The sequence below is a fragment of the Corallococcus exiguus genome (assembly GCF_009909105.1).
GTDB classification, from domain to species: Bacteria; Myxococcota; Myxococcia; order Myxococcales; family Myxococcaceae; genus Corallococcus; species Corallococcus exiguus.
Window position 1 is genome coordinate 690,777 of record NZ_JAAAPK010000004.1, and the last position, 13,993, is coordinate 704,769.

12 protein-coding genes and 1 pseudogene are annotated in these 13,993 nt (G+C 70.1%); 7 read left to right on the forward strand and 6 right to left on the reverse strand.

The features are described from left to right. The first annotated feature begins 76 nt into the window (after positions 1-76). The gene (locus tag GTZ93_RS18980) at positions 77-2,815 is read left to right on the forward strand and encodes a response regulator (RefSeq protein WP_139919058.1); all 2,739 of its coding nucleotides are present in this window, start codon (positions 77-79) and stop codon (positions 2,813-2,815) included. Here GTZ93_RS18980 and GTZ93_RS18985 read toward each other — a convergent pair. The 3 genes from GTZ93_RS18985 to GTZ93_RS42155 form a co-directional block, all read right to left on the reverse strand. Next, a complete protein-coding gene (locus GTZ93_RS18985; RefSeq protein ID WP_139919057.1) occupies positions 2,812-4,329 on the reverse strand; it encodes an Hsp70 family protein in 1,518 nt (505 codons plus the stop codon). The two genes, GTZ93_RS18980 and GTZ93_RS18985, sit on opposite strands and share 4 nt — an antisense overlap. A gap of 125 nt (positions 4,330-4,454) precedes the next feature. Then, positions 4,455-4,838, reverse strand: a complete 384-nt coding sequence (locus GTZ93_RS42150) for a GIY-YIG nuclease family protein (protein ID WP_167548178.1) — start codon at positions 4,836-4,838, stop codon at positions 4,455-4,457. Then, positions 4,825-5,397, reverse strand: coding sequence for a hypothetical protein (locus tag GTZ93_RS42155; protein ID WP_167548179.1), 573 nt, complete (start codon positions 5,395-5,397; stop codon positions 4,825-4,827). Before GTZ93_RS42155 ends, GTZ93_RS42150 begins: the two co-directional genes overlap by 14 nt. 219 nt (positions 5,398-5,616) lie before the next feature. On the opposite strand from GTZ93_RS42155, the gene GTZ93_RS18995 reads away from it, so the two are divergent. Beyond that, positions 5,617-6,948, forward strand: a complete 1,332-nt coding sequence (locus tag GTZ93_RS18995; RefSeq protein WP_139919056.1) for a hypothetical protein — start codon at positions 5,617-5,619, stop codon at positions 6,946-6,948. Positions 6,949-7,130: 182 nt separating this feature from the next. On the opposite strand, the gene GTZ93_RS19000 is transcribed toward GTZ93_RS18995, so the two are convergent. Together GTZ93_RS19000 and GTZ93_RS19005 are read right to left on the reverse strand one after the other, a co-directional pair. Next, the gene (locus tag GTZ93_RS19000; protein ID WP_126935226.1) at positions 7,131-7,643 is read right to left on the reverse strand and encodes a hypothetical protein; all 513 of its coding nucleotides are present in this window, start codon (positions 7,641-7,643) and stop codon (positions 7,131-7,133) included. Further along, entirely contained in the window at positions 7,640-8,083 is a 444-nt protein-coding gene (locus GTZ93_RS19005) for a hypothetical protein (protein WP_139919055.1), read from the reverse strand. The genes GTZ93_RS19000 and GTZ93_RS19005 overlap by 4 nt, the downstream gene beginning before the upstream one ends. A 325-nt stretch (positions 8,084-8,408) precedes the next feature. On the opposite strand from GTZ93_RS19005, the gene GTZ93_RS43280 reads away from it, so the two are divergent. The 4 genes and pseudogenes from GTZ93_RS43280 to GTZ93_RS19025 form a co-directional block, all read left to right on the forward strand. Continuing rightward, the gene (locus GTZ93_RS43280; RefSeq protein ID WP_139919054.1) at positions 8,409-10,361 is read left to right on the forward strand and encodes a phage minor tail protein L; all 1,953 of its coding nucleotides are present in this window, start codon (positions 8,409-8,411) and stop codon (positions 10,359-10,361) included. Beyond that, a complete protein-coding gene (locus GTZ93_RS19015; protein WP_161662912.1) occupies positions 10,358-10,675 on the forward strand; it encodes a hypothetical protein in 318 nt (105 codons plus the stop codon). The genes GTZ93_RS43280 and GTZ93_RS19015 overlap by 4 nt, the downstream gene beginning before the upstream one ends. A gap of 45 nt (positions 10,676-10,720) precedes the next feature. Beyond that, positions 10,721-10,930 carry a hypothetical protein gene (locus GTZ93_RS19020; RefSeq protein WP_139919052.1) on the forward strand — a complete coding sequence of 70 codons (210 nt, stop codon included), beginning with the start codon at positions 10,721-10,723 and terminating at the stop codon, positions 10,928-10,930. A gap of 294 nt (positions 10,931-11,224) precedes the next feature. Continuing rightward, positions 11,225-11,563: pseudogene (locus tag GTZ93_RS19025) on the forward strand (tyrosine-type recombinase/integrase); the annotation flags it as partial. A 23-nt stretch (positions 11,564-11,586) separates the two neighbouring features. Here the strand turns inward: GTZ93_RS19025 and GTZ93_RS19030 are convergent. After that, a complete protein-coding gene (locus tag GTZ93_RS19030; protein WP_161662913.1) occupies positions 11,587-13,047 on the reverse strand; it encodes a sigma-54-dependent transcriptional regulator in 1,461 nt (486 codons plus the stop codon). A 176-nt stretch (positions 13,048-13,223) separates the two neighbouring features. Here GTZ93_RS19030 and GTZ93_RS19035 point away from each other — a divergent pair, with 176 nt between their 5' ends. Next, a complete protein-coding gene (locus GTZ93_RS19035) occupies positions 13,224-13,973 on the forward strand; it encodes an OmpA family protein (protein ID WP_139922467.1) in 750 nt (249 codons plus the stop codon). Positions 13,974-13,993: the final 20 nt, after the last annotated feature.

A 13,993-nucleotide genomic window follows, 5' to 3' on the forward strand; every position in this document is an offset into this window, starting at 1 on the left:
CACCTCCACGGTTTTCCGTGGATGACATGGAACTGGCGCCTCGACTGACCTACAGTTCTTGAACGGAGGGGGAAGTTTGCCCGAACTGCCACCCAGCGCGTATCCGGCCTTGTTCGAGCACACGCGTGACGGCGTGCTCGTCCTGGACCCGACCCTGCGGGTCGTGGCCGTGAACCGCGCCGCGGAGGCGCTGCTGGGCCCTCGCGACCTGTGGGTGGGGCGGTCCGTGGAGGGCGTGCTGCCGGGCTGGACGCCCCCCCAGGTCTCTTCTCCGGGCGACGCTGCCCTGGAAACAGAGCTTCCGGTGGGCCCGGTGCGCTCCGTGCGGGTGCAGGCGGTGCCGCAGGACGGCGGCTGGCTGCTGCTGCTGAGGGGCCTGGACGCGGCCCTGGCGGCCGAGTCCATCCTCCGGCAGCAGAAGGAGTTCTTCGAGGCGGTGGTGCGCCACAGCCCGGTGGCCATCGTCACCATCAGCCGCGCCTTCGAGGTGCTGTCCTGGAACCCCGCCGCGGAGCGGCTCTTCGGGTACGCGCCGCAGGAGGCGCTGGGCCGCAACATCCTCAAGCTCGTGGCCAACGTGGACGACATCCGTCCGCAGGCCGAGGAGACGTCGCGCGAGGTGCTGAGCAAGGACCGCGTGCACGTCGTCACCAAGCGCGTGCGCAAGGACGGCACGGTGGTGGACGTGGAGCTGCGCGCCATGCCGGTGACGGTGGCGGGCCAGTCCATGGGCTTCATCGCCATCTACCACGACGTCACCGACCTCCAGCGGGCGCGCCAGTCCGCCGAGGACGCCAACCAGGCCAAGAGCCTGTTCCTGGCCACCGTGAGCCACGAAATCCGCACGCCGATGAACGCCATCATCGGCATGGCGGGGCTGTTGATGGACACGGCGCTCACGCCCGAGCAGCGCGACTTCGCGTCCACCATCCGCCAGAGCGGGGACGCGCTGTTGGGGCTGCTCAACGACATGCTGGACTTCTCCAAGATCGAAGCCGGCCGGGTCGAACTGGAGCAGCAGCCCTTCAACCTGCGGCAGTGCGTGGAGTCCGTGCTGGATCTGCTCGCCATGCGCGCGAGCGAGAAGTCCCTGGACCTGGGCTACCACGTCACGGACGAGACGCCGGTCAGCGTGGTGGGGGACGGCGCGCGCCTGCGGCAGGTGCTGCTCAACCTGGTGGGTAACGCGGTGAAGTTCACCGAGCGCGGCGGGGTGTCCATCTCCGTGGACACGCCGCGCCAGCCGCTCGCGCCGGGCGGCCTCTTCGAATTGCACTTCTCGGTGCAGGACACCGGCCTGGGCATCACCGAGGCCGCGCGCGCGGGCCTCTTCCAGCCCTTCAACCAGCTGGATGAATCCGTGTCGCGCCGCTACGGCGGCACGGGGCTGGGGCTGGCCATCAGCAAGCGGCTGGTGGAGGCGATGGGCGGGCGGCTGTGGATGGAGAGCGAGGGCGTGCCGGGCAAGGGCGCCACGTTCCACTTCACCTTCCAGGCGCGCGAGGCCCCGCGCGGCGCGGAGGCCCTGCGTCCGGACGCGCTGAAGCTGCACGGCCGGCGCGTGCTGGTGGTGGACGACAACGCCATCAACCGCAAGCTGCTGGGCCGCCAGCTGGCCGCGTGGGGAATGGCCATCGTGGAGGTGGGCTCCGGCGCGGAGGCGCTGGCCAAGCTGGAGTCCGGGGCCCGCTTCGACCTGGCCATCCTGGACCACCGCATGCCGCTGATGGACGGGCCCACGCTGGCGGCGCACATCCGCCAGCAACGCGACGCGCGCGAGCTGCCCCTGCTGCTGCTCACCTCGTTTGATCAGCGCGACGCGCAGCCGCCCGGCCTCTTCACGGCGGTGCTGCCCCGGCCGGTGAAGGCGTCGCAGCTGCATGACGCGCTGATGACGTGCCTGGCCCAGGACCTCATCTCCGCCCGGCCCATGCCCGTCACGCCCGCGCCCGCCACGCGCGAGCGCTCCGTGTTCAACTCGCGCCCTGGCGAGCAGATGCCGCTGCGCATCCTGCTGGTGGAGGACAACCCCACCAACCAGAAGCTGGCGTTGCTGGTGCTGGACCGGTTGGGCTACCCGGCGGACACCGCGAACAACGGCCGCGAGGGGCTGACCCTCCTGGCGCGCAAGCGCTACGACGTCGTGCTGATGGACGTGCAGATGCCGGAGCTGGACGGCCTGGCGACGACGCGCCAGCTGCGCAGGGACATGCCCCGCGGTGACCAGCCGTGGATCATCGCCATGACGGCCAACGCGATGACGTCGGACCGCCGCGAGTGCCTGGACGCGGGCATGGACGACTTCCTCAGCAAGCCCATCCGTGTGGAGGAGCTCATCTCCGCGCTGCGCCGCGCCTGGGAGCGCCTGCAGCGCGAGCCCGGGGCCGCCCCCTCCACCCGTGCACCAGCGGGCCCGCGCATGGGGGCCCCGCGCATCCGGGGCCTGGAGTCGGGCGCGTTGGAGCGGCTGTGGCAGTCCCTGGACGGGCAGGTGGAGCGGATGCTCCCTGAGCTCGTGGACACCGCGTTGGAGAGCATGCCCCGGCTGATGGAGGACGCGCGGGGGGCGCTCGCGCGTGGCGAGCTGGAGAACCTGGCGCGCGCCGCGCACACGCTCAAGTCCAACGCGGCCTACTTCGGCGCGGCCATGCTGGAGTCGCTGTGCTGGGACATCGAGCAGCGCGCGGACGCCCGGGTGCTGGACGGAATGGAGCCGCTCGTCGACCACTGCCAGAAGGCGCTGGACGAAAGCCGCCAGCTCCTGGAGCAGCTCAAGGGCACCGTGGTGTCCGGGCCAAGGCCTGACGCCTTCTAGGCCCGTTGGGGCGCGTTCGGGTCGCTGATGGTGAGCGGCTGCCGCTGTCCATCCTTCGCGACGAGACTCGCGGTGAGCGAGAAGTCCGGCCCCATGCGCAGCTCCAGCGTCGTGGGGCCCGGGTGGGCCACGCGCCAGTCCGGTTCGATGCGCACGGTGCCCAGGAGCTCGCGCTCCACGGTGGTCCGGTCCAACGCCTCGAAGAGGGCCACCGGCACGGGGCCGGGCCAGGGCGGCAGCTCCAGGTCCACGGAGCGAGTGCCGGGCACGGGCGTGTTGGCGGGGAGCACCTCGTGCTGGCCGCCGCCGGGCACCATGGCGCCAATGGGCATGGGCACCACGTCCGACAGGCCGCTGATGCCGCGCGCCAGGTTGCGCCCCAGGATGGCCGCGCCCACGGCCACGCCCAACTCCGGGTGCACTTCCTTGTCCGACGACAGCTTCTTGAAGTGGGCCAGGCGCTTGCGGATGGCGGGCATGCGCGTCTGGCCGCCCACCATCACCAGCTCGTCGATGGCGTCCGGCTTCAGGCCCGCCTTCTCCAGCACGTCGTCGCACGCGGCGGCAATGCGCTCGATGAGCTGGAACACCATGGCCTCCATCCGCTCGCGGGTGAGCGTGACGTTGAAGTCCACGAAGGCGCCGTCCTTCTGCGTGATGCAGGGGATGCGGATGGGGACGGACGCGCCGCTGGAGAGCGCCATCTTCGCGGACTCGGCGGCGAACACCAGGCGCTGCATCACGACCTTGTTGCCGCGCAGGTCGATGCCGTGCTGCTTCTGGAAGTCGTCCACCAGCGATTCCACGATGGCTTCATCGAAGTTGGCGCCGCCCAGGAACGCGTCGCCGCCGGTGGCCAGCACCTTCACCACGCGGTTCTGCACGGACATGAGGGTGACGTCGAAGGTGCCGCCGCCCAGGTCGAACACCATCACCGTCTGCTCGGGGTTGCGCAGGTTGGCGTAGTAGAGCGCCGCGGCGGTGGGCTCGTTGACGATGGCGCGCACGCGCAGGCCCGCCTTCTCCGCGGCGCGGCGGATGGCCTCCCGCTGGCGGATGGTGGCGTGCGCGGGCACGGTGAGCACGCACTCCTTGAACGGGGTCCCGGCCGCGTGCGTGGCCAGCGTGTTGAGGTGCTTGAGGATGAAGTGCGCCACGTCGATGAGCGGCGTCACCTTCCCGTACACCTCCACTGCGGTGTAGCCGTCCGGGCCCTCCACCAGCTCGAAGGCGAAGCGGTTGCGGTGGCGGGCCACGTACTCGGACTGGAAGCGGCGGCCCAGGAAGCGCTTGGCGCCGAAGATGGTGTGGCGCGGGTCGTCGATGATCTGCCGCCGCGCCGCGGGGCCGACGATGGCCTTGTCGCCCGCGTGGAACCACGCGATGGAGGGCAGGGTGAGGCTCTTGTCCGCGATGGGCACCACGCGCAGCTTGTTCGCCTTGTCGAAGAAGGCCGCCGCGGTGTTGGTGGTCCCGAAGTCAATGCCGAGGATGGGGGCGGCGCTCGTGCTCATGTGGGGCCTCCATCCTCGCACGTCCCGCCGCGCCGGGGCACCCGGCACGGCGGGCTGGATGTGCTCAGGGGTGCTCCCGGACAGCGCCATTCGCCTGGGCGCGGAGGTCGGTTGAACCCACCGTGTCAGGTCCTGGGTGGCGTGTTGTAGCCGGCGTCGCCGTAGGGCTTCAGGCGCTCCAGCCACATCTCCTCCAGCACCTTCAGCTCCTCCGCGGGCGGAGGCCCGCCGGGCTCCTCGCGGGGTGGGAGCTTGTCCAACACCTCGAAGGAGAAGGCCGCTTCGCCGTGGCGCTCCCAGTCCGCCTGCAGCTCGGGGACGCGGTGCATGCGCTGGGCGAACTCGAACCGGATGCGGTTGAACATCGCGGTCAGGTTGAGGGCGTGGCCCACGAACAGCTTGCCGTTGGCGTGGCAGCGGATGGCGTAGATGCCCATGGGCACCTCCGCTTCCTTGTACGCGCGCTTGCGTTCCGCGCGGGCCGCGCGCGAGTCGTCACCGGACGCCATGGTGACCTCCGAAGCCCAGCGAGACGAGCTTCGCCTCCAGCCGCTCCTTCGCGGCAAGGTCGCGCGGGCGCACCCAGTCGCGGCCCATCCGCTCCCAGTCCGCGTCGCGCGAGTCGATGCCCAGCGCCTGGAGGAAGTCGGCCTCGCAGATGAAGCACTGCTCGCGGAAGGGGAAGAGGAAGCCGCCCTGCGCGTCGAGTGAACGCGAGGCCTCCTCGTAGGTGGAGAACCACCGGTTGAGGAACGGGCTCTGGCCCTTCTGGAAGAAGGCGCGCGTGTCCAGCTCCCGCGCGCCGCCCTCCAGGGCCTGCTTCAGCTCTGTCCAGGTGGGGTGCCCGGCTTCGCGCGCGACGACGGCGAGCCCGTGTTTGTGCTGCACGGCGTCCCGGCGCGCGAGCACCTCGCCCAGGGACAGGGCCGCGAAGAAGGGCAGGGCGCGCATCCGTTCCGCGGCGCGCGTGGCGCGAGCCGTGTCGGACGAGTCCAGGTCCTTGAGGAGCAGGGACGCGCGGACCTTGTATTCATGAAGCGTGACGGGGAGGGTGCTGCCGGTTCCCATGACGAATCCTCCGGTGCTGGCCCTCACCCGTTGGGGGACCGTGGAAGGACTTCATCGGGGGGCTGGCGACAGCGGGTGAAGCGAGGGTGACGTCGTCTTTCCGGGCGGCGGGCACCCCTCGGCACCCGTGGGACGAATAGACCAGACGCCGCGCGCGGCCGTCAAACGCGGCGAAGGGCGTGCGGCCGGGGGCCGCGTGCCGGGTATGTTCCGGCGGTGATGGCCGACCGCGCACGCACAGCTCCCTCCCTGAACGACCCTGCCGCCGCCGGCTCGGATGCCGAGCGGATCCTGGAGGGCGGCGCGAAGCTCATCTCCGGAGCGCTGCGCCCCCATGCGGAGTTGGAGGCCGTGCTGTCGGCGCGTGGCTGGAAGCGCCGGCTCCTGAAGCAGCCGGAGCGGGTGTCCGCGTTCGTGGCTGGGGACAGAGGGGTGCGGGAAGCGCTGGAGCGGGTGCACCGCCGCGCGGCGGTGGAGGCGTGGACCGAGGACGTCCCCGTCCTGCGGCAGGCTCGGGCGCTGTCCGCGCGGCGCGAGCGCCTCACCCGGCTCGCGCGGCAACGGCTGGATACGTTGACGGTCGCGCCTCCGGACGTGAGCCTCGAAGAGGCGCTGACGCGGTTGGAGGCCTTGCTTCGCCAGCCTGTCAGCAAGGCGCTGAAAGAGGGCGAGGTGCTCGTCTTCGAGCCCGCCCACGGCCGGTCGAGGGAGCCGGGCCCGGGCGTGGGTGGAATGAACGTGCCCTCGCTCCCTCTCCTGATGGTGCCGTTGGGCGCATTGCTCTTCATCCTCCTCCTGGCCACCGGCCTTCCCTGGGCCAAGGAGCTGGGGATGGCCCTCCTGGGGCTCTCCCTGGGAGGCCCCCCGCTGTGGTCCGTGCTGCGCGCCGGCAGGGTGCGGATCACCAGCGAGCGGATCCTCTGGACGCCCATGTTCGGCGCGGCACAGGCGGTGCGCCTGGACTCGATCCTGGATGACGGCGTCCACCTGGACCGGCTCCAGTTCGACCTGGTGGTGAAGGGCGACCGCCGGCTGCGCGCGCGCAGCGTGCGGGATGCCCTGGGGTTGATGCTCTCGCTGGAGCTGCATCGTCAGCCACCCCTCCTCGGCGCGGCGGCTCGGTCGGGCGAGCAACTGGAGGACGTGGCCCTCCTCCCCGCGAAGGTGGGGGACGTCGACGGGGTCTGCGTCCTGCGGCCCCACGCGCTGGCGTTCATCCCCGACAGGCGCGGCCCCCAGGCGCTTCAGGCCGTCACCGGGAAGCCCACGCCGCTGAATGGGTTCGAGCCGGACCGGGTGTTGGAGGAGTTGCGCTGGCTGCCCGCGGCGGAGTTCGACGCCTGTGTCTCCCGCGTGGTGAAGGCCACGGGAGGGCTTGCCTGGACCCCGGGGGATGCGCACTTCGTTCCGGGCCCGCCGATATGGATGGCGATCCGGATCAAGCGCGGTGAGCAGGTGCTGCTCGCCCGGGCGGACTGGTTCTATCGCGCCGCCGCCGAGAGGATTCTTCAGGGCTGGCGCAAGCGCCCCGCGCCTCCGCCCCCAGAGTAGGGAGCGGTCCATCCGAGCGCTTACGACTCGGACTGGGCGTCCTCCTTCGCGTGCACGTCCACCCCGTCCTGCTGGAGGCGCGTCGCCACTGCGCAGGTGATGTGGGAGTAGATGTCGCCTGGCCAGGATGACGTACACCTTCGTCAGGGAGCGGTAGGCGGGAGGTGCCGCAGCCCTGCCCGTCAAGATGGGTGAGCAGCCCATCCTCTCACGTCGTCCTGGTTGCCAAGCTCCAGGAGGGCGTCACGGGGGTAGTTCTCCAGGTCCTCCTCCAGCCACCGTTCCCCGGGCCGGGAGAGGTGGAAGCGCAGTGTGCAGGCGTTGCTGCACCCGAGGATGGTGGTGAAACGCTCCTCCGCTGGCAGCACGCGCTGCAGTTCCAGCGCGAGCCGGAGGCCGTAGCCGACCTGCTCCTTCAACGGCAGCCGACGCTCCCACGGCTCCTCGTCGAAGGAGCCCACGAAGTCGGCGACGTGCACCTTGTTCGTGAAGCATTCGTAGCCGGTGGCGTCCGGGAAGGTGGGCTGAATGGCCGGGGCGACCTCCAGCGCCTGCCGCCGCCACACCCAGAGGCCATGCCTGCCGACGACACCCTCATCGAGCAACGCCTGCATCCTCGGGGTGAGCGGGCGCGACTGCACCGCCTGGACCTGGGCGTTTCGCAGGTACGCCTGCATCAGCACGTTCAACCTCACAGGGCCACCTCGCCCAGGTAGTACAGCCCCTTCTGGACGGACGAGGCAAACGTGGCGTCCGTTGTCAGCAGTTCGTTCACCCAGCGGGGCGCGTTGGTGAAGCTGCGCGTCGCGGGGTTGTACAGGTACTTCGCCCCCGTCTGCGCATCCTGGAAGTGGAGCTGTCCGGGGCGCACGCCGGGCGCCGGGTTCTCCACATCGAGGCGGACCCTCCCCTTCTGCCACAGCGTCTTGCTGTCGATGCGCGTCCCACGCGCGCCGAGCATCCGCTCCGCGGGCGCGTCGGCACCACAGGCCTCGTAGGCGCCCGGGTGTCGCTTGAGGCAACAGGAGACCGTGCTATCCGACTGATTGCACTCGGTGGCCGGGATGACGGCCGCTCCACACCCGCCCCAGAGGCTGGCCAGCAGGCACACCAGCAACGCGCGCAGGTTCGACATGGGCTCCGCTCGCCCGCGGCGTTAACCGCAGGGCTGGTGGGAAGCGTGCGCGCTCGTCATCGCACCGTGGCAGGGAACTGCGCGGCGCGGTGTCCGTTCACAGACAAGCGGTTCGCGCAACGCCCAGTGGGGGACGGAGCAGCCGAACTACCGGGCAAGAACTCCGCCCGTCCGACTCGAACTGCCGGGCCACTCGCCGACCACAGCCGGATTTTGTCCGCGCCTCCGCCGAATGTAGCCCGCATGTGCAGGCTGACTCTCGGCGGGAGGCGGTAGGCATGGAGCGCTTCCCTTTCGCCCGGACTATGGGGCCCAGGCGGACTCGGTGCCCCGGGTGCGCAAGGCGCAGTTCGGCGAGGGCACCAACGGCCTTCGCGGGCCCGTCGTCTGGCAGGGCATGGCATACGAGCCCTGGGCCATCCAGGTGAAGGGCTTCGACAAGTCCGGCATGGGGCGGCTGCCCCGGCCCACCCTGACGCTCGCCAACGTCGCCGGCACCATCGGCGCCATGGCGAGGGACCTGAACGATCTGCTGGGCGCACGTGTCCTCCGGAAGCGCACCTTCGTCCGCTACCTGGACGCGGTGAACTTCCCTGGGGGCGTCAACCCCACCGCCTCGCCGCTGGACGCATTCCCGGACGACGAGTTTGTGGTGGACCAGAAGACGGTGGAGAACAAGCACGTCATAGAGTTCAGCCTGGCCGCGAAGTGCGACCTGGACGGCGTCGCCATCCAGAATCCCGACGGCACCTTCAACTTCACAGGCGTCACCCTCTACGACGTGAAGGGCACCCAGCCCCAGGAGTACATCCCCGGCTTCCCCTCCGGAGAGGCGGAGCACCCCGTGGGTGTCGAGGTGAAGCGCGCCACGCCGGTGGTGCGCACGGTGACGGACCCAGAGGTGGATGCCGTGCGCGTCACCATCCAGGTGCCCCAGCTCACCTACCAGGACCCCACGACGGGCGACTTGAAGCCCACCCGCGTCCTCGTCTCCATCGCGGTGCAGAGCAACGGCGGCGGGTACGTGGTGCAGTCCTTCCAGGACGCCGAGCTCTTCCGGGGTAAGTGCACCAGCCCCTACGAGCGCACCTTCCGCGTGGAGCTGACGGGCTCGCCGCCGTGGGACATCCGTGTCACGCGCGTCAGCGAGGACGCGGACAGCGTGACGACGCAGAACAAGGTCATCTGGAAGTCCTACGCGACGCTGCTGGACGAGAAGCTCAGCTTTCCCAACACCGCGCTGTGCGCGCTGCAGGTGTCCGCGAGCCAGTTCAGCAGCATTCCCACGCGCAGCTACCGGATTCGCGGACTGCGGGTGCGCGTGCCCAACAACTACAACCCCTCGGCCCGCACGTACGAAGGCACCTGGGACGGCACGTGGAAGGTGGCCTGGACGGACAACCCGGCCTGGTGCTTCTACGACCTCCTCACGACGAAGCGCTACGGCCTGGGCCGCTACCTCAACGAGGCCGCCGTGGACAAATGGGGCCTCTACACGGTGGCGATGTACTGCGACGAGCTGGTGCCGGACGGGAAGGGCGGCATGGAGCCGCGCTTCCGTTGCAACCTCTACCTCCAGACGCAGGAGAATGCGTACAAGGTCATCAACAACCTCGCGTCCGTCTTCCGCGGCATGACGTACTGGGCCTCCGGCGCCGTCTTCGTCGCCCAGGACGCGCCGCGTGACGCCGAGTACCTCTTCACGCCGGCCAACGTGGTGGACGGCCTCTTCACGTACGCCTCCAGCAGTAAGCGCGCGCGGCACACCGTCGCGCTGGTGACGTGGAACAACCCGGACAACCACTTCAAGGCGGCCCAGGAGTACGTCACCGACGAGGAGGGCCTCGCTACCTACGGCTACAGCCCCACCGAGGTGGTGGCGCTCGGCTGCACTTCCCGGGGCCAAGCGCAGCGCGTGGGCCGGTGGCTGTTGCTCACCGAGAGGCTGGGGACGGAGACGGTGACGTTCCGCACAGGCTTCGAGGGCGCCATGCGCAACCCCGGCGCCGTCGTGAAGCTCCAGGATCCGTACCGGGCCGGACGCCGGTGGGGCGGTCGCGTGGTGGCTGCCACCGCCAGCCAGGTGGAACTCGACGGTGACGTCACCCTGGAAGCCGGGAAGATGTACGCCTTCTCCGTTGTGCTGCCGGACGGCACCGTGGAGGAGCGCCCGCTGGCCGCGCTCGCGCCGGCGCCCTACCGGGCCCTCACAGTGGCGACGCCCTTCTCGGCCGCGCCCAGCCCCAGGCCGTTTGGATGCTGGCAGCGTCCGACTTGACGCCCACCCTCTGGCGCATCCTCAACGTGGCGGAGGTGGAGCCGCACCTCTACGAAATCACCGCCCTGCGCCACGAGCCGGGGAAGTACGCGGAGGTGGAGTACGGGGTGAAGTTGCAGCCGCTGCCCACGTTCGTGCTGCCTTCGTCGGCGCCACCCGCGGGCCTGGCGGTGGGCGAGTCGCTGTACAAGACGACGAATGGCGGCGTGAAAGTCATGGTGACGGCCCGGTGGACGCAGGTGGCCACCGCCACCGAGTACCGGGTGCGCTGGCAGCGCGAGGGCGGTAACTGGACGTCGGAGTCGCCGGTGTAGACGCACTACTGGGAGCTGCTGGACTGCCTGCCGGGCGCGTACACCGTGCAGGTGGCAGCCGTCCTCAACGGCCTCGTCACCACCTACGCCTCGGCCAGCTACACCGTGCAGGGCAAGGCCGCGCCGCCCTCCGACGTGACGGGCCTCACCTGCGCCATCAACTGCAGCACCGGCGCGGCGAGCGTCCTCGTGGTGTCCGTGCCCACGGTGCCGGCTACCCTCACCCTGGGGATTTCGTCCACGCCGCCTCCCTAAACGGGAGGACATGCGCTCGCGCGAGCAGGAGGAGGCGGCCGGCATCTACGACCGCGAGGTTGACGGCGTCCGCTCTCCGCAGCTCATCAAGTCGCGCTACCTGGACGTTGGGGGCCCTGAAGTGGTCGGACATCGACTGGGACGCCGGGGAGCACGGCGTCATCCACGTCCGGCGAAGCTGGTCCAGGAGCACGACGAAGGGTTCGAAGGAGCGGCTCGTGCCCATCCACCCGCAGCTCCGCCCGGAGCTGGACGCCTACAGGCAGCGCGTCGTGGGGAGGGGATGAACTCGTCTTCCCGGTACCGCGGAAGGGCGGCATGCGCCACACGAGCTGGCATGTGACGAAGCTTCTGCGCTCCATCGCCAACCGGGCTGGCGTGACGCTGCCGGCGGGCTTCACCTTCCACGGCCTCCGGAAGCAGTTCGGCAGCTTCGTCCACCAGGCCACCGGGGACCTCGTGGCCACCCTGCGCCTGTTGGGGCACGCGTCCCCCCAGGTGACGGCCGCCATCTACCTGGCGGACGACGTGGCGCACCTGGCGCGGCAGGTCGGCCGGTTCCGGGTGGTTTCAGGGATGGCGGACGAGCACACGGACCAGCCATGGGGCGGTCCGCGAGGGCAGTACCTCTAAAAAGGAGCAGCAAATGCAGGTATTTACGAGTCGGACTGTCCGCGGCGCAGGCCCAGGGCCTTCATCTTCTTGTAGAAGTGACCCCGCTCCAGGTCGAGGATCCGCGCCGCCTCCGTCACGTTGTCATGCGTGTGGGCGAGCACCCGCTGGATGATCTCCCGCTCCGCGTCCTCCACCTGCTCGCGGAAGGTCTGATCCACGCGAGGCTTCCAGCCGCCCGGGTTCGACGGAGCGGGCTCGGCGGGAGTCGCCACCACCAGAGCGGGCTGCGCGGCGGGCACGTCACCGCCCACGGTGGGCTCGGGCATGGGGGGCAGGGGACGGCCCCGGGGCAGGAGCTCCAGCGCGTCCGTGCGCGAGACGACCGGCCCCTCGCAGAGGATGGCCAGGCGCTCCACCAGGTTGCGCAGCTCACGCACGTTGCCCGGGTAGTCATACGCGCTCATCACCGCGAGCGCGTCCGGCGACAGCGCCAGGGGCCGCCGCCCGTTCTTCGCGCACGCCTCGCGCAGGAACGTGTCGATGAGGTCCGGCAGGTCCTCGCGGCGCTCACGCAGCGGCGGCGAGTGAATCTGCACGACGTTGATCCGGTAGTAGAGGTCCTCGCGGAAGCGCCCCGCGGCGATCTCCTTCTCCAGATTCTTGTTCGTCGCGGCGATGACGCGCACGTCCACCTTGAGCGTCTCCGCGCCGCCCACGCGCTCCAGTTCTCCCTCCTGGAGCACGCGCAGCAGCTTCGACTGCATCGCGGCCGGCATGTCGCCAATCTCGTCCAGGAAGAGGGTGCCCTCGTGCGCCAGCTCGAACTTGCCGCGCCGCACGCTCACCGCGCCGGTGAAGGCGCCCTTCTCATGGCCGAACAGCTCGCTCTCGATGAGGTCGTGCGGCACCGCGGCGCAGTTGAGCTTCACGAACGGCCCGCCCTTGCGCCGGGAGTTCTGATGCAGCGCTCGCGCGATGAGCTCCTTGCCGGTGCCGTTCTCACCGGTGATCAGCACGCGCCCCTCGCTGGGCGCCGTGCGTTGGATGAGGGAGAAGATGCGCTGCATGGCGGGCCCGCCGCCCACCATGTCGAAGCGGCCCAGCTGCGCGCGCAGCTCCTCCAGCTCCTCCATCGCCGCCTGGTGCTTGAGCGCGTTGCGCAGCGCCACCAGCAGCTTGTCGCGCGCCAGCGGCTTCTCCAGGAAGTCGCGCGCCCCCAGCTGCGTCGCCTTCACCGCCGTGTCGATGGTGCCGTGGCCGGACATCATGATGACGGGCAGGTCCGGCTTGAGCGCCGTGAGCTTCGCCAGCACCGTGAGGCCGTCCATGTCCGGCATCTTCACGTCCATCAACACGGCGTCCACCGGCCGCGCGCTCACCACGTCCAGCGCCACCTGCCCGCTGCTGGCCAGCTCCGTGCGGTAGCCGGCCAGCTGCAACGACTGGCTCAGGGTGAGGAGGATGTTCTTTTCGTCATCAACGATGAGGACCGCAGCGGGCATGGGCAAACCGTTCACACTCTCACGGAAATAATCGGGGCATCAAGGGTCTCGTGCTGCCCCCAGGTCCGAGGAAAAGACAAATCTTTTGACTCTTCCCGGTGGGTGCGACTAGACGCGACAGCCTCGGCCCACCGCCTGTGGGCCTCTCTTTTCCCGTGGTTGCTGTCGGAGGAATGATGCGTCGGATTTCGCTTTGGGCCGGGTTGGCCCTCGCCGTGGCCGTGCTGACCGGGTGCCCGCCCACCTACCCCAAGTGCAACAACGACGAGCAGTGCCAGGAGAAGGGCGAGGTCTGCGTCCAGGGCCAGTGCCAGGAGTGCGCGACGGACGCGAACTGCCGCGAAGGCTTCACCTGCCAGGCCAACAAGTGCGCGCCCAAGCCTCCTGAGTGCACCACGGACGCGGCCTGTGGCACCGGCCGCATCTGCGAGGCCGGCAAGTGCGCCGAGGCCCAGTGCAAGGACGACTCCGCGTGCAACGGTGGCAAGTGCCAGGCCGGCCGCTGCCAGGCGCCCCGCGACACCTGCTCCTCCAGCACCGACTGCGGTGAGGGCCAGGAGTGCCAGTCCGGCAAGTGCGTGACGGCGGACGCCTCCTCGCGCTGCGACTACTCGGCGGTGCGCTTCGGCTTCAACGAGTCCACCCTGGACTCCAGCGCGCAGTCCCGCCTGGGCGACCTGGCGGCCTGCATCAAGGCGAGCCAGGGCAAGATCACCCTGGGCGGCCACGCGGACGAGCGCGGCACGGAGGAGTACAACCTCCAGCTGTCCAACCGCCGCGCCGCGGCCGTGAAGCGCTACCTGGTCGACCTGGGCGTGCCGTCCAACCGGCTGTCCACGGTGGGCTATGGTGAGACCCGCCCGGTGTCCAGCGCGGCCACCGAGGAAGGCTGGGCGGAGAACCGCCGCGTGGAGTTCCAGCGCTAGTTCTGGGGTAGGCTCTGGCG